Source organism: Hydrogenobaculum sp. (assembly GCF_049967395.1).
Classification (GTDB): Bacteria; Aquificota; Aquificia; order Aquificales; family Aquificaceae; genus Hydrogenobaculum.
Genome location: NZ_JBMFST010000010.1, coordinates 15,699 through 34,121 on the forward strand (window position 1 = coordinate 15,699; position 18,423 = coordinate 34,121).

Here is an 18,423-nt window from a genome sequence, read left to right on the forward strand (position 1 = left end):
TAGGTATTTAATTTATTAGTTTTGTTTATACAAGTTTTCAATAAAATCTTCAAAATTAGAAAAAGAAGATTGCTTGAATTCCAAGTATTTGGTTTTTAACCAAAGTTGTACTATAAAGCTTTTGGCGTCTATGTAATCTCTTTTTAAGATATTTTCTATGCCTTTTATGCATAAAACCTTTGTATATTCGTTTTCTTCTTTGTTGCCAGCTTCTTTTTTGCAAAGATGTTCTAGCTCTTCTTTTTTGGTTTTTAAAAATAAGACATACAAAAATACTTCTTCAGAAGAATCTCCTATGGTTGGATACAAGGATTTTATAAAAATAGCTTTTGATTTCATCAAGCTTTTGTATATATGCCATGTTGGTTCTATGCCAAGCTCTTCTACAACCTCTTTTTTTATAGTTTCTTCTATGGATTTTTCTAAATCGTTGTATTTTATAGCGTCTATAAGACCTGCCACTATTTCTTCCGCTTCGTCTAAAATAGGATATCTAAACTGTTTTACGTTTAATTGATATATATCATCAGAAAATGCAAAGACACCTACTGCCACCGCTTTTTTGCGGAGGGTTATTATACCCCTATAAAGGTTTTCAAACTTTACAAACACCTGAGCCCTTCCAAACTCTTTTCCAAAATATACGGCGTCTTTTCCGTATATTTTTATATACTGAAGTTTATATTCGGCTTTTAACCTATTTATCCAATCCCAAAAAATGTAATTTGATTTGTCTATAAATTTGTTTAACTTTTTATTTGAAAAACCTATAAACTTTATCTTGTCTAAATCCATTTTACTGTTTTATTCTTGCATCGGCACCAAGATAGCCTGGTAGGCCAAAGGTTTGGTAAATAATTTTGTATTTTGGGGTATCGTATTCCCATACGGACATTCTTAAAGGTATCCTAAACAAGAGCTTTGGTTTTATCTTGGAAGCCTCTTTTATAAATAAATCTGGCGATGGAAGGGTTTTATTTTTTAACGTATATTCTTCGTAGCAAATATCTTTTTCATCAAAAAGAGCGTATACCTTAAAACCATCTTTTTCTATTTCAAGAGCTCTTTTGGCATTTGGCGTAATGTTTTTGTCCACGCTCAAAATCTTTACATGTTTGTACTCTTTTAAAAAGGTATCGTATGAATCACCTATATAACCAAAAGCCATTTTAAGCCCTATTCCTATGAAAAGCCCTACAATGAGAAAATTTTTCACAGCACCCTCCTTAATCTATCTGAAAAACTAGGCGCTTCTATTTCTTGAGAAGCTATTATCGGCATACTGTAGCTAGAATCTCCATAGTTTATAACGAGAGTGCCGATTACTTCGTTTGCTTTGATTGGAAATTTTATATCCTTTATAGGATAAAGAGAGTAAGTTATCTTCATGCCAGGATAAACTACTGTGCTAAAATCCTGAGATGCCAATATGGGAATTTCTTTTTTCATCCAAGGGACTTTGATAAAACCTATCTGTTGATTTTTTGATATAAGTTTTTCGGTAGATAGCTGAGTTTTTGTCATATCTATAAGGGCTATAGCATCTTTTAAGGCTGTGATAAGGGGAGATTTACCTGATGCCCCAAAGATTACACCAAGTATATCTATGTTGCCTTGTTTTGAATCAAAGACAAAGTTTGCACCAGCTGGTAAAGAAGAACCAGTTTTTACGCCTACTATGTTGTCTTTACCAAGGTCATAGTTTACGTTGTATTGTATGCCTGCTACAGGTAAATTTACCTGAGGCATAGCTACTATATGTCTAAAAGTCGGTATTTGCATGGCAAGCTGAGTTAGTTTAAATTGGTCTATTGGCGTGCTAACGGTCCCAGCGCTAGCACCTGCCGGGTCTTCATAATGTGTATCTTTTAGACCAAGGTTTTGAGCGGTTTTATTCATTTTATCTACAAAAGCTTTCACGCTACCGGCATCCCATCTAGCCAGTATATATGCAAAGTTGTTGGCAGATGGTATCATGAGTCCTTCTAGAAGTTGTCTTTCTGTAAGCTTTTCGCCTAAGGCTACTTTTACCACAGATTGACCGTCCTTTTTAAAAGATTCATATTCGTTTACCTCTTTTTGTGTAACGGTAAGAGTGGGTCCATCTTGTCCTATTGAAAGAGGATGGTCTTTTAAGATTATATAAGCAGTCATTATTTTAGCTACGCTGGCCAATGGCCATTGACCTTGGTTTGGAGTTTTTGATATGATACCGCTTTGTAGCGTACCAATTACTCCATACCTTATATCTGTAGGCCAGGAAATGTTGAAAGAACCTGGTATCTGTTGATTTTTCAAGGAAAGCTCTAACTGTGGTTTTGGCCAACCTTTGAAAAGTTGAAAACCGGCATAAAAAATGAATCCAAGCACCAACAACACAAGAACCCTTTTTAGATTCTTGTGCTTAGCATATCTATCTTCTTCGTTGTAGTACATATAGAAGTATTATAGCAAATCTTTATACGTTGGTTTTTTCTGATTTTAAAAGCATCAAAATAACAAAGCCAGATATAAAACTTAACAGTCCAAACAACTGTGCTAAGTTAATATGACCAAATACAACATGGCTTGTGGTGTAGTATCCTACCATCATATTTGAAATTCCGTAAAGTATAAGAAAAATAGAAAACACTTCTCCCATGAATCTATCTTGTTTTTTTATCACATAAAATATTAAGCCGATGCTCCATAGCAAAAACAACGCACCGTAGATAAACTGCACTGGATAAAAGGGAATAGAAGGAGGAGCTATATCGCCAAACTTGTAAACCACATAAAAAAATGGAAACGCTTTCAAAAGGTGAAACCCCGGTGTAACGTCTACTGCCAAAGGTACAGGTCTTCCAAAACCAAAACCTACAAGGCCTGCTGATATATAACCAAATCCAAGCATCAGAGAGCCTATGATAGAGGTTATATCCAAGGCTTTTAAAATAGGTATGTTGTAAAGCCAAGCCACGGAAACGACTCCTATTATAACGCCTATGATAGTCCCATAATAGTCAATACCGCCGTTCCATATTTGAAAAACGCTTACAAAGTTTGGTATCTGGTCGTGGTTTTTGATAATATAAGATAGTCTTCCAAATAAAATACCAGAAAGTGCCCCCGCCAAAAATATATTTTCTGTTTGTGATTTTAATATACCTACGTATTTAGAAATTTGCAAAGAAACTACATAAGAAATAAAAAGGGAAATAGTTATCATTAGGCCTAATGCCGATACGGCAAACTTGCCTATTCTTATGTAAAATGGCATCAGAGCTCTTTCCAGATGGTACCGGCTTTTGTATCTTCAAGCTTTATACCATGCTTTAGAAGCTCATCCCTTATAAAATCTGCTACCTTAAAATCTTTGTTTTCTTTTGCCAAGTTTCTAGCTTTTATCAAAATTTCTAAAAATTCTGTGGATATATTTACACTTGAAGCTGGTTCTAGCGTCTTCAGGGTATTTTGCAAAGTGTTTTCTTCTAAAAGCCCAAAAATATCTTTCAAAGTCTGCTTTAAGCTGTTTGCCAAAAACAGATATCCTTCAAGCTCTTTAGGTGTAATATAGCCTATTTTAAAGCTTTCTGTTTTTGCTCTGTTTAACTCGGCTACAGCGTTGAAAACGTGAGCCATGGCAAGCGATGTGTTGAAGTCTTCCGATAGAGCTTTGTAAAACTGCTCTTGGGTGTTTTTCTCCAAGCTATAAAAGTCTATGTCTAATATAGGGTTTCCATCTTTTGCTATAGCTCTTAAAGGTTCTATTTCTTCTATGGCGCTTTTTAGCCTTTCGTAAGCTTTTTTTGTCTCTTCCATCTTTTCAAAGGAAAAATCTAAAGGACTTCTATAATGTGTAAACAACACTAAAAGCCTTAAAACATCTGGATGGTATTTTGTATATATCTCTTTTAGAGTAACGAAGTTTCCAAGAGATTTTGACATTTTTTTACCGCCCACCGTAACGAGGCCGTTGTGCATCCAATACCTGGCAAAAGGTTTACCAGTGATACTTTCTGCTTGAGCAATCTCGTTTTCGTGGTGAGGGAATACGAGGTCTATGCCACCGGCATGTATGTCTATGGTTTCTCCAAGGTGTTTAAATATCATAGCCACACATTCGGTGTGCCAACCTGGTCTTCCGTAAGACCAAGGGGATTCCCAGCCAGGTTCGTGGGATTTCGACGCTTTCCATAATGCAAAGTCAAGAGGGTTTCTCTTCTTTAAAGAGGGTTCAATTCTGGCTCCAGCTTCTAGTTCTTCTGGGCTTCTTTTTGAAAGCTTGCCGTAATCTTTAAAGCTATCTATTGAGAAATATACGTCACCATCGCTTTCGTACGCTTTGCCCAATTTGATAAGGTTGGAGATTAGCTCTATTATCTCTTCCATGTGTTCTGTAACTCTTGGTTCTACGTTGGCAGGTTTTACGTTTATGGCTTCCATGTCTATATAGTATCTAGCTATATATCTGTTTGCAATGCTCATAAAATCTTTGTTTTCTTCGTTGGCTTTGTTTATAATCTTATCGTCTATGTCTGTAAAATTTCTGACAAACTTTACCCTGTATCCTAGCTTTTCTAAGTATCTTCTAAAAACATCAAATACTATAAGGCTTCTTCCATGCCCTACGTGAGAATCATCGTACACGGTGACACCACAGGTGTATATGTTTACTTGAGGAGGGTTTATAGGTACAAACTCTTCCAGCTCAGCACTAAGCGTATTATAAAGCACAAATCCCATATATCTATTTTAACCTAAAATTCAAACCGTAACTATGTTAAAATAAAAGCATGAAAAAAAAGAAATTGTTTTTTGCAATGAGTGGGTTGGCGATTCTTCTTAGTTCTTGTGCAGAACCAACACAGCAAGGACCAAATCCAATAGCTATGCTTCAGCAACAGTATCAGTATCAACAGCAAGAAATCAATGAAATAAATAGAAGGCTTGATTCTTTGGATGAGTCTTTGGCAAAGTTAAGGGTAAAGCTTGGACTTTCTGCATACAACAACATTACAAAAAACCTTGGAGAATCTGAACCTCAAACCCCACCGATATCTTCTCAAACACCACCCTCACCTTCAAACCTTAGCTCTTTACCAGCCATAAAACCTTCAAAAGGCATCAAACATCTATCAAACACAGTCACTATAATAAACTCTACAGCTCCTTCTGAAACTCAAAATTCATCTCCTAATTTGCAATCTCTTATCTCAAACACGCCTCAAAGTCCTCAAGAGCTATACGGAATGGCTTACAGAGCTTATCAGTCTGGTGATTATCAAAAAGCCAAGAGGCTTTTCAAAGAGTTTATATTAAAAAACCCACACTCAAAACTTACAAACAACGCATACTATTGGCTAGGGATGACCGAAAAAGCTATGCATCATAACAACGAAGCGTTAGCTATACTGTTGTCTTTGATAGATAAGTGTAAAAAAGGCGAATTGCCATCTTGCGATAAGGCTCCTTCAGCGTATTTTTCTGCGGCAAACATATATAAAGAAATGGGACAAAAATCGGCGGCTATAAACTTATATAAAGAGCTTATAAAACTCTATCCAAACAGTATAGAAGCAGCTTTGGCAAGATCTGAATTAGAAATTAAATGAACAGAGAATTTTATGGTGTAATTGTAGGTCTTAGCACGCTATTTTTCCTGTTGTCTTTTAAGTTTATAACGCTTTTGGGAGTGTGCATATTAAGCTTCTTTGTAGCAAAGGAACTAAAAGACGTATCACAGTCAAAAACAAACGTATTTTTAGCGCCTTTTATTGCTTTGATAGGCATTTACAATATAAGCTATGGATTTTTGGCCATTTTCTTGGCAGTTTTTTTAGAGCTTTTAATAACAAAGGATTTAGAGTCTTTTTATAAGAGCTTTTTTATATTAGTACTTAGCACAACACTTCCAGAATACGTATATAAAGTTAAGACCCTTGGCAATTATTATATTTTAGGGCTTCTGCTGGGTGTTTGGATACTTGATACAATGAGCTATTATGTAGGCAAGAATTTTGGCAAACGTAAATTGGCACCTGAGATTTCTCCAAATAAAACTATAGAAGGATTTATCGGTGGGTCTTTATCGTGCATAATATTTAATATATTTTATTTTGGTTTTTCAAGGGGTATTATAATAGGCATAGCCGTAAGTATCGTTGGTGTATTTGGTGATCTTTTTAAAAGCCTAATAAAAAGACAATACAACGTTAAGGATTTCTCAAATGTGTTTGGTCCACACGGCGGTTTTTTAGATAGGTTTGATGCTCTTATGTTTAGCTCGTTGGTGTTTTATACAATAAATGCGCCCCGTTGACTTGGTACTTACCATACTTTTTATTCAGATAATAGGATTGGTGGGGGTTTATAGCTCTACGTATACTACTTACGGTGTTCAATACGGACTTTTCATAAAACAACTTTTATACATTATCCTAAGCTGGGTTATTATGTATGGTATAAGTAAGGTAAGGTTCTCTTCAGTCCTCTCTCTAGCTCCTTTGATATATGGTGTAAATCTTTTTCTTTTGATAGCGGTAATGTTTGTTGGAAAAACTATATACGGTGCAAAAAGATGGATAGGGATAGGCCCCTTTGGAATACAGCCATCCGAGTTCATGAAAGCTTCCGTAATACTCATAGTAGATTATATAATTTACATGAGCCCTTATTTAAAAGCCCAAAAAATAGCTTATATACTCCTTAGCATTGGCATACCCTTTCTTATAATATATAAGCAACCAGATTTAGGTTCTGCGGTGATAATGGTATTACCTGTAATGTCTTTAGTATTTTTTGCAAAGTTTCCGAAAAATTTTTTCAAATATGCAATACCAATAGTGACGATCATTCCTATAGTAGCGTGGCATTTTATGAAGCCGTATCAAAAAGAGCGAATATTGACGGTTTTAAATCCTAAAGCCTATTATGCCAAAGGTGGTTATCAGCTTATTCAATCTATAATATCGATAGGCTCTGGTAGAATTTTTGGTAAAGGTTTTTTAAAAGGCACCCAATCACACCTTTTGTTTCTACCAGAAAGACACACTGACTTTATTTTTTCTGTTATAGCCGAAGAGTTTGGATTTGTGATATCTATACTTATAATAATACTGTATTTGTATTTGGTTTTGAGGCTTTTAAGCGTATCTTACTATCTTAGGTTGTATACAGAAAAAATATACGTGGCGATGGTGGCGGCTTTTATCTTTTTTCATTCTACAATAAACTTAGCTATGGCTATGGGTCTTATGCCGGTGGTAGGTATACCGCTTCCTTTCATATCTTATGGAGGAAGCAACATAATGGTGAGTTCTATACTTCTTGGGCTTTGCTTTTCGATAGTAAATAGCCATAGAGAAACCAAGTTTAGCCTTTTATCTCACGATAGCATCATAAAGTATGACACCGGAGAATAGAAATATAATTGATATTGTATACAGTTGTGTAGCTCTAGCTCAATCAATATAACCAAAATCATTTACAAGAAAAGTGTACTTTGGTATAATAAAAAAATACTTGATGGTAGTCCCCATCGTCTAGCCTGGCCTAGGACACCGGCCTTTCACGCCGGCGACGCGGGTTCGAATCCCGCTGGGGATGCCATTTAATTAAATAATTAAAAACAAAATAATCTACATCCTTAAATCTATAAAACAATGATAAAATACCATTGACTTTTGAGCTTTTAGCTAAATATTTTATGTATCCTATTTTTTGGAGGCTTTTATGAGAGAAGATTGGAGCCTAAGAAGTGGCTGGACCAATAAAACGCAAATGCACCTTGCAAGGCAGGGTATAATAAGCGAAGAAATGCGTTATGTGGCAAAGGTAGAAGGCCTTCACCCAGAGTTTGTACGCCAAGAGGTGGCAAGAGGCCGTATGATAATACCTGCCAACATAAACCATAGGCACTTAAAACCTATGTGCATTGGTGTAAATTCAAAAGTTAAAGTGAATGCAAATATAGGAAACTCAAAACTTGCCTCAGATATACCGCAAGAAATAGAAAAGGCTAAAATCTCAATAAAATATGGTGCAGATACTATAATGGATCTATCCACTGGTGAAGCTATAAAAGAAACTAGAGAAGCTATTATAAATGCAGTTGATGTACCAGTAGGCACGGTGCCAATATACGAAGCTTTTAAAATAGCAAAAAACAGAGTAAAAGATATTACAGAAGACCTTCTATTGGATGTTATAGAAGAACAAGCAAGACAAGGCGTTTCTTATATGACAATCCACGCCGGTGTGTTAAAGGAATTTATACCTCTTACTACTCATAGAGTTATGGGTATAGTATCAAGAGGCGGTGCCCTCATGGCGCAGTGGATGTTGGAGCATGGCAAGCAAAACCCTCTTTACACAAACTTCGATAAAATATGTGAGATATTTAAGAAATACGACGTATCTTTCTCTTTAGGAGATGGGCTAAGGCCCGGAGCTATAGCAGACGCATCGGATGAAGCTCAACTCTCAGAGCTCATGGTGCTTGGAGAGCTAACAAAGAAAGCATGGGAGCATGATGTACAAGTAATGGTGGAAGGTCCTGGGCACGTGCCGATGAATCAAATAGAATTTAATATGAAAATCCAGCAAAAATACTGTCACGAAGCTCCGTTTTACGTGCTTGGTCCTTTGGTGATAGACGTAGCACCAGGTTATGATCATATAGCTTCTGCTATAGGTGCTGCAATGGCTGGTTGGTATGGTGCCGCTATGCTTTGTTATGTAACTCCAAAAGAACATCTTGGTTTGCCGAATCTAGAAGATGTAAAACAAGGTCTCATAGCTTACAAGATAGCTGCTCACGCCGCAGATGTAGCAAAAGGTTTGCCGGGAGCTAGAGAATGGGACTTAGAAATGTCAAAAGCAAGATACGCTTTTGATTGGAGTCGTCAGTTTGAACTTGCCATAGACCCAGAAACTGCAAAAGCTTACCACGATGAGACGCTTCCACAAGAAGGATATAAGACTGCAAAATTCTGCTCTATGTGCGGTCCTGAATTTTGCTCCTACCGTATATCTCAAAATGTGCAAACAGACTTTGAAGAGCAGCTTGCCGAAGGTACATGGCAAACTCCTTGAGCATAGCGCTTTTTGCAAGGAGCATGACTGGGTTCGCCCAGAAAACTGCGGAAGTAAACGGCTTTAGTATAATTTTAACGTTAAAATCTGTAAACGGGAAGGGTCTTGATATATCCGTCAAGATTCCTTCTCAGGATTTTCAAATCTTAGAAACTTATATAAAAGATAGGATAAAAAACTACCTGACAAGAGGCACTGTTTTGGTGTCAATAGATTTAAAACAGAAAAAAGATATAAAGGATATCGATGTTGGATTTTTGGAAAACATAATAAAAGATTTAAAAGAAGCTTGTAATAGGCTAAACATAAGCTTAACAGATGATAAAATCTTTGATATCGCTATGGAAACCTACAAAACATCTCAAGAAAAAGACGAAGAAACAAAAGAGCGTATAAAAGATACCATCTTGACGCTTTTTGAGGAAGCCTTAAGGGAGTTTATAGAATCTAAAGAAAAAGAGGGAGAATTTCTTTTAAAGGATATAAAATCCCGTGTGGAGCTTTTAGAAGAATACTTGTTAAAAGCAAGGGAAAACTTTAAAGAATACGAAAACGCATCAAGGGAAAAAATTTTAGAAAAGGCCAAAAGCTTAAACTTAGAAGAGCAAAATCCGCTGGTAATAAACGAACTTATGCTTTTACTTCAAAAGCTTGATATATCTGAAGAGCTGTCTCGCATAGAAAATCATCTTAATCATATGCTTGATATCATATCATCTGAGCAAGTAGAAAAGGGTAAGAAGATAGAATTTGTAGCTCAGGAGCTTCATAGAGAGATTACCACAATGTCTAACAAAGTACCAGAACTATCTCGTATAGCGGTAAACATGAAGTACGAAACCGATAAAATAAAGCAACAGTCCGCAAATTTAGAATAAAGGAGAAAATATGGAAAAGCTAGAACTACCAAAAGAAATGAAAGACAAGATATTGGCTACATGCGTAAATAAAGTGCTTTGTCTTGAGGCTATGAAATACGTTTACCTTGTTAAAAAAGACGATGGAACCCTTGATGTGGCTGAAGAATTTGAGAATACAGATTATCATGCCCTTTGGTTTGTGGTACTTTCTGTGGTAAACAAAGCAAGAAGGCTTTTAAAAGGAGAATCCATAGAGGATATTTGATGCCTTATACGATAAGGGTTAAAAAGAAGTTTAACGCTGCTCATTTTCTCACATATTACAAGGGTGCTCCAGAACCCATACATGGCCATACTTTTGGCATAGAGGTTTTTATAGAGGCAAAAGAGCTGGACCAAGGTGGTATAGGAGTGGATTTTGTGGAAGTAGACAACTATCTTGACGATATACTTCCAGACTATAAACTTTTAAACGATGTATTTGATTTCTCGCCGAGTGCAGAAAACCTTGCTAAATATTTCTTTGATACATTAAAAGCAAAATACAACGTTAAAAAAGTCGTAGTTTGGGAAACAGAAAACTGCGGTGCCGAATATTACGAATAATTAACCAAGCTTAGACTTCAAAGATTCTACCTTTTGTTTTAGTCTTCCAGTCTTATCTCCTTTCCTATAGTCTATAGCCATATTAACATATATTCTATTGGAGTCTTGCTGCATTGTTTCAAGGCCTTTCTTTATTATTTCAAGGAGTGGTTCTATTTCTGTGCTTTCTATCATAGTGGCCATAGGCGTTATAACATACTCAAGACCTGACTCGTGAATAATCTTAGACACCTTTGATACGTATTGGCTTAAAGATTCACCTTTGTCTACTGGAAACATGCTTATGGAAAGTATGTAGCTCATCTTTACCTCCTTTGTTTTTGTGATTTTAGAATTTAAAAAAGTTCATTTTAAAAGCCATGATACAAAGCATTTATACCATATAATCTTTGAAGTCAAAATAGAAGAATCTTACAAGCTCATTCATGTCTTTTTGCATAGGATAAAGAATCCTTTTGAGTTTTTCGTGCATATCAAATAACGCATCTTGATTTTTGTTTACTTTTACCCATTTTGGCAACACTACGTATACATAATAAAAAGCTATCTCTACATCCGTAAAAATGCTCATTAAATCTTTCACCAACGTTCTGCAGTATTCAAATAAGTCTACATCCTGACAAGCGCTTAGGAGGTTTGGTATTGCGTAAGCTACATAATTTATAAGAAGGCTTTCGGTGGTATAAATGTCTTTTTTTATTTTCTTAGACGCGTAAAAATACATTTTAGTCTCTTTCAACCTTTCTTTTACCTGTTCAGATTTTGCCACTTCTATGAAATCTACTATGTAGCTATCTACGGTTTGAACATATAAAGTAACATCGTTTAAAGAGCTTGAAAGCTTTAAAATGTTGGACAAGACTATAAAGACCGCTTGTAAAAGCGCTTCATCTTGCTCATACCTTTGCTTTAAATTTGGTAAAAGTGCATCAAAATATTGTTTAACTTCCTCTGAGTATTCTTTGTAGTTGTTGATGTGAAACAATACGTAAGAGGGTGCTACATGCTTGATAAAAGTTCTTACAGTTTCTTTATCACTATCTTTGTAAATATCTATGAAAGAGGCAAAATCTTGAATGGTGTTCATGGCAAAAACTTCTATATCGTTTTTATATTTTATGTATATGTCTAAATATATACCGAATACATTTTCTAAAAATAGAAGTATCTCCTGATTGACGATGTTTCTGTAAAATTCAACGATGTTGGCAAATTTTACGAGGTCGTTTTTTACATTTAGCTTTGTTAAGTTGTCTAACATAATAGGTATCAAAAATCTTATTATGACAGAAGGAAGAGCATTGTCTATCACCTCTTGCCTATCTATGGCTTCCAAAATTTTCTCAAAATTACCCTTTGTTTTTGCTTTTGATAAAACAAATTCCAGCAATTTAATGATATGTTTCTTATTTTTTTGAGCCTCGCTTACATCAGGGTCTAAAGATTTTAAAGAGTTTGGTTCTGCTTTTAAAAGCTTAGCAAAAACTACATATGCCCCGCTCAGAAGCTCGTATAGATTTTTCATGCCATTTTTTGTTTTTCCCCATTCTAAAAAAATCACATAAAAAAAGTCAACATCTTCTTTATCGTTCGGAGTTAATCCAAACTGCTTTATGAAACTAAGCGTTAATTTATAGGCGTATTCTTGTTTTGATTCCATTTTAAACAGTTTTTTTATAAGGTTTATAAGCCAGTTCATAGGTATATCATATCAGATTTAATATATCCTTTTCAAACTTATTTAAAATGGCTTCTTTTGAGAACTTTCTTTTATATATTTCGTAAGAGTATTTTTGAGCTTCTAAAAGCTTGTTTTTATCTCTAAAGGAAAGAACGGCGTCTTTTATGGCTTTTATATTAGTTGGGTTTACCAGAAAACCGTTCTTACCTTCTTCTATTGCTTCTTTTATACCGCCGACGATTGAACCCACAACGGCACAACCGTTGGCCAAAGCTTCTATGACGACCCTTGTCATGGCCTCATCGTACTTTGATAGTATCAAGACAATATCCGCGGCCTGATAATAAGGGTAAACATCTTTTTGAAAGCCTGCAAAATTTACATTTAAACCGTTTTCTTCTGAAAAAGCTTTTGCTTTCATTAGCTCTTGGCCGTCTCCCACCACATAAAATTCAAACTCTTTATAGGGTTTTAGCTCTTTGGCAAGATGTAAAAACTCCCAAATGCCTTTAGCTTCTATGACTTTCCCTACAAAAAGAACCTTTATATTATCTGTATTTTGCTTTTTAGGGTTTCCTTCTTCTACTATGTTGTAAAGTACTCTTAGTTTATCTTCTTTAACCCCTTTTGACAAAAGCTCTTGTCTTAGTTTTTCGCTTACTGTATAGACTATATCCATGTTTGATAGTATTAGCCTTGCCACTAAAGGGTTTTTTAAATTCTCCATATGCCTGAAAGCTATAACCTTTTTTCTTAAAAACTTCGATACGACAAGAGCTATTTCATACTCCTTGGCGTTGTTGGCTACTATGACATCTGGGTTTATTTTTTTTGCAAATTCGTATATCTTTCTAAAAGCTTTTAAATCAAGAGAATAGCGGGTGGTTGCATAGCATTTTTCAATTTCATGTGTATTTTTATCTACGTAGTTGCCTTTGGATAAGCATAAACTTACGTCAAAACCTCTTTGCTTTATGGCTTTTATAAAAGTTACGCTGTGAAGTTCTATCCCACCAAAATTTGGGTTTTCATTGGTGGCTAACCATAGTATTTTTTTCATTTGGATAGCTTATCATATCTAAACAAATCCTTCAAAAATCTTTCTATTTTGTCTATAGTTCTTTTTAACTCTTCCCTTGTAAGAGGATGAGGCTCTTCCACAAGCCAAGTTTCTCGCCTTTTGTGAGATATTATATAGGGACAGGTTTTGTCTAATTTGTCGCATATCATTACAAGCACATCTAACTCTTCATAAGGTATATCTTCCAACGTATTGTTTTTAACGTTGGCTACGTTTAATCCTTTTTCTTTCAAAAGCTCCAAAGTGATCTCTGCTATTTCTTTGTCTGGCTCTAAGCTTGCCGAATAAACCTCTGCTTTTAAACCCAACTCTTTTAGTATTTTTATAGCCAACCCTTCTGCTATTACGCTTCTATTTGAATGTTTATCGCATACAAAACCTATTTTCATATTTATATTATAACGTTTTTAGGCTTTTAAAAGCTTAGACATAGCTATTTCATCGCAGGAAGGAAACTTAGAACAGTTTATGCATTCTCCCCATATTTTGTGAGGTAATGTCTCTTTCTGTATAAGTTTAAATCCCATCTTTTTAAAGAAATCCACTTGGTAAGTAAGGACAAAAACCGTTTTTATGTCATAATATGATGCATCTTCTAAGCATCTTTCCACAAGGGCTTTACCTATGCCCCTTTTGACGTAATTTTTTTCTACCGCCAAAGATTTTATCTCAGCCAAATCTTCCCATACTATATGAAGAGCACAAACACCTATCACCTTTTCATTGTCTGTTGCTACAAAAAAATCTCTTATATTTTCATATATTGAGCTAAGTGACCTTGGTAGCAAGACCCCCTCTTTGGCATACTCATTTATAAGCTCATGTATAAATGGGGCGTCTTTTATTTTTGCTTTTCTAATGTCCACTCCAAATACTCCTTTAAGACGGTGGCGTTGTTTTTGGGTTCTTTTGAAGCGTATAAAAGCGTTATGGTATTTTGTTTGATTGAATTTAAGAGCTCTTTTATATCTTTTTTTTGAAGCTCTTCTATATATTTTCCCTTAAAAGCCTCAAAATCTTTCGTCTCATGGTAAAACTTTCTGAGCTCATCTGAAGGAGCTATGTCTTTTAGCCATAAATCTATATTGTCTTTTTTTACACCCCTTGGCCAAAGTCTATCCACTAAAATCCTTAAACCATCAGTATCTTCCTTTGACTCATACACTCTTTTTGTTTTGATCATCTAAATATCTCTTGGAAGAATAAAAGCATGTGGTTCCAGGAGCGCTTATCGGCAAGCTCGTTGTAAGCACTGCCCTTTGATTTATCGTTTCCGGCTGCTTTTTCTGTAAAAGAGTGTACCGCATCGCTATACATTATGATTTGGTAGTCTGCTTTTCTTTCGTTCATTTCCTTTATAAAATCTTCCACTTGAGATATAGGCACAAAGGGATCATCTACTCCATGACAAACCAAGATCTTAGCTTTTACAGGATTTCTGCTGATATCCAACGTAGAAAGCCCACCGTGAAAACTAACCACTCCTTTTACATCTACTCCTTCTCTTGCAAGCTCTAAAACGGCGGTTCCGCCAAAGCAATACCCAATAGCACCTATATAACCCTCTTTTAAAAGCTCAAAGCCCTTGAGAGCTTCCATAGCGTCTAAGAGTCTTTTTCTTAGAAGACGGTAGTTTTCTTTGTAAGATGATGATAGCTTAGCTGCCTCTTCTCTGTTTTTTGGTCTTACACCTTTTCCATAAACATCCACACCTAAGGCTATGTAGCCTAGAGAAGCCAAGGCTCTACACTTTTCTTTTACAAAATCACCTACACCCATCCAATTTGGGACTACCAATATACCCGGTCTTTTTATATTAGAGCTTTCTTCGTAAGCTATGTATCCTTCGCAAACTATATCAGAGGAATTGTATTCAAAATCTTCGGCTATCATATTATAAATATAGGATTTAAGGGGTTGGGTAGCAAGCGTTTAGGCAGTTTGTTTCACAGCTTTGGGTAAGCCCTTGGCACTGCTCTTTGCAATAGTCTTTGCAAGATACAGCTTGAGGGGGCTTTTCAGAGCTTTGCGATGCGCTTGTGTTTTGATTGTTTTTAGCTTGATGAGAGCATCCAACTAAAATAAGACTAAAAATACCTAACATAGTAAGCTTTTTTCTCATAGTTAAATATGATAGCACGAAAATATTTTAAGAAGATGCTTTTTTACATACCAAAATACCGCCTTCGTGGCCTACTACTATGAGCTTATCTCCTCTTTTAACATCATCTAAGACTTTGGCGTGCCATTCTGTCACACCTAATATAGGCGATGGTGAAACCACTTCTATCATGGTTTTTGCTTTAGCGTCTTCTTTTGCGTAAACTTCCTTGCCAAGTATGGCGTTTTCTGGCTGAGAGGATTTTGGTGTTTTTACGCTTATCCACTCTTTTGAGATTTTACGAAGAAGCAATATATTTATAACGCTCACAACAAAAAATGTGATAAGCTGGGTTATAAGCATTCTTTCGTAAGGTATTTTTGTAAAATATTCTACTAAAAACCCAAAAACTCCAGTTACGATGGCACTAAGCCCTATAGGAAAAAATATCATTACAGGGTGTGCTAGTTCTAACAAAGAAAGCACTATGCCAAGCAGTATCCAAAGAAAAGGGCTCATTTGTCTATAAGGCCTTTTACGGCATCTATTATGCTGTTTGGGAATATTATCAGCTTAGAGCTATTTGAAGAAGCCAAATCCTTCATGGCCTCTATATAACGTTCCCCAAGTTGTAATAAACCAGCTGTTTCTCCTGATTCTTTCAAAGATTGTCCTATCATTGCTATGACATCTGCTTGAGCTTGTCCTACCCTTTTTATGGCTTCTGCCCTGTTGGTTTGTGCTATGAGATAACCTTCAGACTCTAAGCGTTGTTTTTCTCTGTTGGCTTCTGCTTGGAGAATGATAGCTCTTTTTTCTCTATCAGCTTGTATTTGTTTTTCCATGGCTTTTACTATGGTTTCTGGAGGCAGTATATCTCTTATTTCTACCCTTGTTATCACTATCCCCCATTCACTTTCTATACCAGATAAGTTGTTTCTAAGCTTTGCGTTTATTTCGTCTCTATTGGATAGGGCATGTTCTAGTTCCATAGAACCTATTATGGCTCTTAGGTTTGTTTTGGCTAATTGTATCAACGATGCATCTATGTTTGTAATGTTGTAAGTGGCGTTGTAGCTATCCACGACCCTGTAGAAAAAAACCGCATCTATCTGAACTATAGCGTTATCTTTTGTTATAACAGCTTGAGATGGTACATCCAAAAATTGCTCTCTCACGTTAACTTTGTTTCTGATGTAATCTATAAAAGGCATTATAAAGGCAAGGCCTGGTTTTAAAGTCCTATGGTATCTACCAAGCCTTTCTATAATCCACTCTTCTCCTTGCGGGACTGCTCTTATAGAAAATCTTACCAATACTAGTGCGATGATTACAATTGCAAGCACTATTATCAAATGTTTACCCTCCTTTACTTTAAAATAAAAAAGTTTGTGGAAAAGTCAATCGCTATTTTTTTAATTTATTCTTCTGTATGCTCTACTTTGTATTGAAGTTCTAAAAACGCTTTTTTTAAATCCTCTGGTAAATCTTCGCGGTATTTTGCTTTGTAATATTCTTCGTAAAAATCCACGAGGTTATCCCTTATTTTGTTTAAATCTGCTTCTATTTCGGGTTTTTCAAAGACATTCCTTCTTATCTCTAATATTTTACTAGCTATATGTTCTGATGTTAGCTTTGATTCTAAAAGCCTAGTGTTTTCAACGGTATCGTCTATAATCACTCTTACGTATCCTCTTACGTCCTCTATATCTTTTATATTCAAGCTTTTGGCGTCGACTTTTAGAGTTTTGAGCTGGTTTTTTATATCTAATTTTATCTTCTCTACTTTGTTGGTGGATTGCTTTTCTAAAATCACAAAGTTAAAGTATTTTTCTTGGCCCTCTTCGTTGAAATCTATCTGAAAACAAGAACCTGTGTAATATGCATCTGTGGTGGTTGGTATTTTTTGGTATCTATGCACGTGTCCTAACGCAACGTACTTTAAGGTTTTCAGAGCGTTTATGTTGTTTAAATTTATTGCGTAAAAGTCCCCTACAGAGGCTTCTCTTTCGGATTTTGTTATCTTCGCACTTTTTACCATCATGTGGGAAAGCAATATGTTGAATGTGTTTTTTGGAGCTTTTGAGATGAGCGCGTTTATAAAGCTTTCCACTTTATGAGCGTATTCCGATGTGGCGCTATCTTCCCAGAGCTTGGCTATAAACTTAGGAGAAGCGTAAGGCACGCATATTATATTGGTATCTTTTATTGTAATAACAAAATCATCTGGAGAGGGTCTTACAAACAAATGCATGTTGGCGTATTTGGCAAGGGTTTTATAACCTTCAAAAAAAGCTTGTCCGTCGTGGTTTCCTGTTATCATAACCACTGGAATCTTTAAAGCGTTTAACTCCCTTACCATAAAATCAAATATGATTTTTGTGGCTTCTGCATCCGGGTTGTATTGATCAAAAATATCCCCTGCCATAAGAATAAAATCCACAGGCTCTTTTTTCACAAAATCTATCACCTGAGATATGGCGTATTCTGCATCGTCGTTTCTTGATTTGTTGTGAAGCGTTTTTCCAGCGTGTATGTCTCCTATGTGTAAAAACTTAGTCATCGAAGTCCTCTAATCTTTGCCGTGTTTTTGTATCTTTCTACCTTGGAAATATCTTCTTTTTGTTCTTCCATGAGTTTTATTTTTTCTAAGAGATGCTTATCCACTATAGCTATAGCTTCATCTATATCATCGGTAAGATTTATAAGGGATAAGTCTTCCTCATCGATGGTACCGTGTTTTATAAGGGTATTTTTGTAAAAATCCACAAGACCTTCCCAAAATTCTTTACCGAAGAGAATAAGCGGAAATTTGGGGCTCTTTTTAGTTTGTATTAGGGTAAGGGCTTCGGAGAGCTCGTCCATAGTGCCAAATCCACCAGGAAAAACAAGGTAGGCTATAGAGTATCTTATAAGCATGACTTTTCTTACAAAGAAGTATTCAAAGCTCATAGAGAGCGTCTGATATGGGTTTGGCTTTTGCTCTTTGGGAAGCTTTATATTTAAACCTACCGATATG

At 35.7% G+C, this 18,423-nt stretch carries 24 protein-coding genes and 1 tRNA gene; 8 read left to right on the plus strand and 17 right to left on the minus strand.

Translation table 11 applies throughout. The annotated features are described in order from the left end of the window. Positions 1-15: 15 nt before the first annotated feature. From ACP5S8_RS02585 to cysS, 5 genes are read right to left on the minus strand one after another with little or no spacing between them, the layout of a single operon-like run. Complete coding sequence (locus tag ACP5S8_RS02585) at positions 16-795, minus strand: NUDIX domain-containing protein (RefSeq protein WP_461872138.1); 780 nt, start codon at positions 793-795, stop codon at positions 16-18. 1 nt (position 796) lies between these two features. Then, on the minus strand, positions 797-1,216 hold the full coding sequence (locus ACP5S8_RS02590) for a hypothetical protein (RefSeq protein ID WP_461869974.1): 420 nt from the start codon (positions 1,214-1,216) through the stop codon (positions 797-799). Further along, complete coding sequence (locus ACP5S8_RS02595; RefSeq protein WP_461875577.1) at positions 1,213-2,436, minus strand: D-alanyl-D-alanine carboxypeptidase family protein; 1,224 nt, start codon at positions 2,434-2,436, stop codon at positions 1,213-1,215. The genes ACP5S8_RS02590 and ACP5S8_RS02595 overlap by 4 nt, the downstream gene beginning before the upstream one ends. A gap of 22 nt (positions 2,437-2,458) precedes the next feature. Continuing rightward, a complete protein-coding gene (locus ACP5S8_RS02600) occupies positions 2,459-3,259 on the minus strand; it encodes a prolipoprotein diacylglyceryl transferase (RefSeq protein ID WP_461869976.1) in 801 nt (266 codons plus the stop codon). After that, the gene (gene cysS, locus ACP5S8_RS02605; RefSeq protein ID WP_461869977.1) at positions 3,259-4,725 is read right to left on the minus strand and encodes a cysteine--tRNA ligase; all 1,467 of its coding nucleotides are present in this window, start codon (positions 4,723-4,725) and stop codon (positions 3,259-3,261) included. Before cysS ends, ACP5S8_RS02600 begins: the two co-directional genes overlap by 1 nt. Positions 4,726-4,775: 50 nt before the next feature. Here cysS and ACP5S8_RS02610 point away from each other — a divergent pair, with 50 nt between their 5' ends. The 8 genes from ACP5S8_RS02610 to ACP5S8_RS02645 all read left to right on the plus strand — a co-directional run bounded on the left by ACP5S8_RS02610 (position 4,776) and on the right by ACP5S8_RS02645 (position 10,541). Then, positions 4,776-5,594 (plus strand): tetratricopeptide repeat protein, encoded by an 819-nt coding sequence (locus tag ACP5S8_RS02610; protein ID WP_461875578.1) that lies wholly within the window; start codon positions 4,776-4,778, stop codon positions 5,592-5,594. Further along, complete coding sequence (locus ACP5S8_RS02615; RefSeq protein WP_461869979.1) at positions 5,591-6,301, plus strand: phosphatidate cytidylyltransferase; 711 nt, start codon at positions 5,591-5,593, stop codon at positions 6,299-6,301. Before ACP5S8_RS02610 ends, ACP5S8_RS02615 begins: the two co-directional genes overlap by 4 nt. Then, positions 6,288-7,403, plus strand: coding sequence for an FtsW/RodA/SpoVE family cell cycle protein (locus ACP5S8_RS02620; RefSeq protein WP_461875579.1), 1,116 nt, complete (start codon positions 6,288-6,290; stop codon positions 7,401-7,403). The genes ACP5S8_RS02615 and ACP5S8_RS02620 overlap by 14 nt, the downstream gene beginning before the upstream one ends. A 109-nt stretch (positions 7,404-7,512) precedes the next feature. Then, a tRNA-Glu gene (locus tag ACP5S8_RS02625) sits at positions 7,513-7,590 on the plus strand. A 123-nt stretch (positions 7,591-7,713) separates the two neighbouring features. Further along, positions 7,714-9,075: a phosphomethylpyrimidine synthase ThiC gene (thiC, locus tag ACP5S8_RS02630; RefSeq protein WP_461875581.1), complete on the plus strand. Its 1,362-nt coding sequence runs from the start codon at positions 7,714-7,716 to the stop codon at positions 9,073-9,075. Beyond that, a complete protein-coding gene (locus tag ACP5S8_RS02635; protein ID WP_461872146.1) occupies positions 9,060-9,953 on the plus strand; it encodes a YicC family protein in 894 nt (297 codons plus the stop codon). The genes thiC and ACP5S8_RS02635 overlap by 16 nt, the downstream gene beginning before the upstream one ends. A gap of 10 nt (positions 9,954-9,963) precedes the next feature. Further along, positions 9,964-10,200 (plus strand): hypothetical protein, encoded by a 237-nt coding sequence (locus ACP5S8_RS02640; RefSeq protein WP_461869984.1) that lies wholly within the window; start codon positions 9,964-9,966, stop codon positions 10,198-10,200. Next, a complete protein-coding gene (locus tag ACP5S8_RS02645) occupies positions 10,200-10,541 on the plus strand; it encodes a 6-pyruvoyl trahydropterin synthase family protein (protein ID WP_461869985.1) in 342 nt (113 codons plus the stop codon). The genes ACP5S8_RS02640 and ACP5S8_RS02645 overlap by 1 nt, the downstream gene beginning before the upstream one ends. Here ACP5S8_RS02645 and ACP5S8_RS02650 read toward each other — a convergent pair whose 3' ends face one another. The 12 genes from ACP5S8_RS02650 to ACP5S8_RS02705 all read right to left on the minus strand — a co-directional run. Then, a complete protein-coding gene (locus ACP5S8_RS02650; protein WP_461869986.1) occupies positions 10,542-10,844 on the minus strand; it encodes an MTH1187 family thiamine-binding protein in 303 nt (100 codons plus the stop codon). A gap of 70 nt (positions 10,845-10,914) precedes the next feature. Then, complete coding sequence (locus ACP5S8_RS02655; protein WP_461875582.1) at positions 10,915-12,240, minus strand: hypothetical protein; 1,326 nt, start codon at positions 12,238-12,240, stop codon at positions 10,915-10,917. A 7-nt stretch (positions 12,241-12,247) separates the two neighbouring features. Next, the gene (locus ACP5S8_RS02660; RefSeq protein ID WP_461875583.1) at positions 12,248-13,282 is read right to left on the minus strand and encodes a glycosyltransferase; all 1,035 of its coding nucleotides are present in this window, start codon (positions 13,280-13,282) and stop codon (positions 12,248-12,250) included. Continuing rightward, positions 13,279-13,692 carry an arsenate reductase/protein-tyrosine-phosphatase family protein gene (locus ACP5S8_RS02665; protein ID WP_461869989.1) on the minus strand — a complete coding sequence of 138 codons (414 nt, stop codon included), beginning with the start codon at positions 13,690-13,692 and terminating at the stop codon, positions 13,279-13,281. Before ACP5S8_RS02665 ends, ACP5S8_RS02660 begins: the two co-directional genes overlap by 4 nt. A gap of 18 nt (positions 13,693-13,710) precedes the next feature. After that, positions 13,711-14,169 (minus strand): N-acetyltransferase, encoded by a 459-nt coding sequence (locus tag ACP5S8_RS02670; RefSeq protein WP_461869990.1) that lies wholly within the window; start codon positions 14,167-14,169, stop codon positions 13,711-13,713. After that, positions 14,145-14,486: a DUF488 domain-containing protein gene (locus ACP5S8_RS02675; protein ID WP_461875584.1), complete on the minus strand. Its 342-nt coding sequence runs from the start codon at positions 14,484-14,486 to the stop codon at positions 14,145-14,147. The genes ACP5S8_RS02670 and ACP5S8_RS02675 overlap by 25 nt, the downstream gene beginning before the upstream one ends. Then, entirely contained in the window at positions 14,483-15,196 is a 714-nt protein-coding gene (locus ACP5S8_RS02680) for a dienelactone hydrolase family protein (RefSeq protein ID WP_461869993.1), read from the minus strand. The genes ACP5S8_RS02675 and ACP5S8_RS02680 overlap by 4 nt, the downstream gene beginning before the upstream one ends. 16 nt (positions 15,197-15,212) lie before the next feature. Next, positions 15,213-15,425, minus strand: a complete 213-nt coding sequence (locus tag ACP5S8_RS02685; RefSeq protein WP_461869994.1) for a hypothetical protein — start codon at positions 15,423-15,425, stop codon at positions 15,213-15,215. Positions 15,426-15,452: 27 nt separating this feature from the next. After that, positions 15,453-15,923, minus strand: coding sequence for an NfeD family protein (locus tag ACP5S8_RS02690; RefSeq protein ID WP_461872605.1), 471 nt, complete (start codon positions 15,921-15,923; stop codon positions 15,453-15,455). After that, positions 15,920-16,750 (minus strand): SPFH domain-containing protein, encoded by an 831-nt coding sequence (locus ACP5S8_RS02695; RefSeq protein ID WP_461870027.1) that lies wholly within the window; start codon positions 16,748-16,750, stop codon positions 15,920-15,922. Before ACP5S8_RS02695 ends, ACP5S8_RS02690 begins: the two co-directional genes overlap by 4 nt. 74 nt (positions 16,751-16,824) lie before the next feature. Then, complete coding sequence (locus ACP5S8_RS02700; protein WP_461875585.1) at positions 16,825-17,967, minus strand: metallophosphoesterase family protein; 1,143 nt, start codon at positions 17,965-17,967, stop codon at positions 16,825-16,827. After that, on the minus strand, positions 17,964-18,423 hold a 460-nt coding region (locus tag ACP5S8_RS02705), incomplete at its 5' end, for an LOG family protein (RefSeq protein ID WP_461875586.1). The genes ACP5S8_RS02700 and ACP5S8_RS02705, both read right to left, overlap by 4 nt.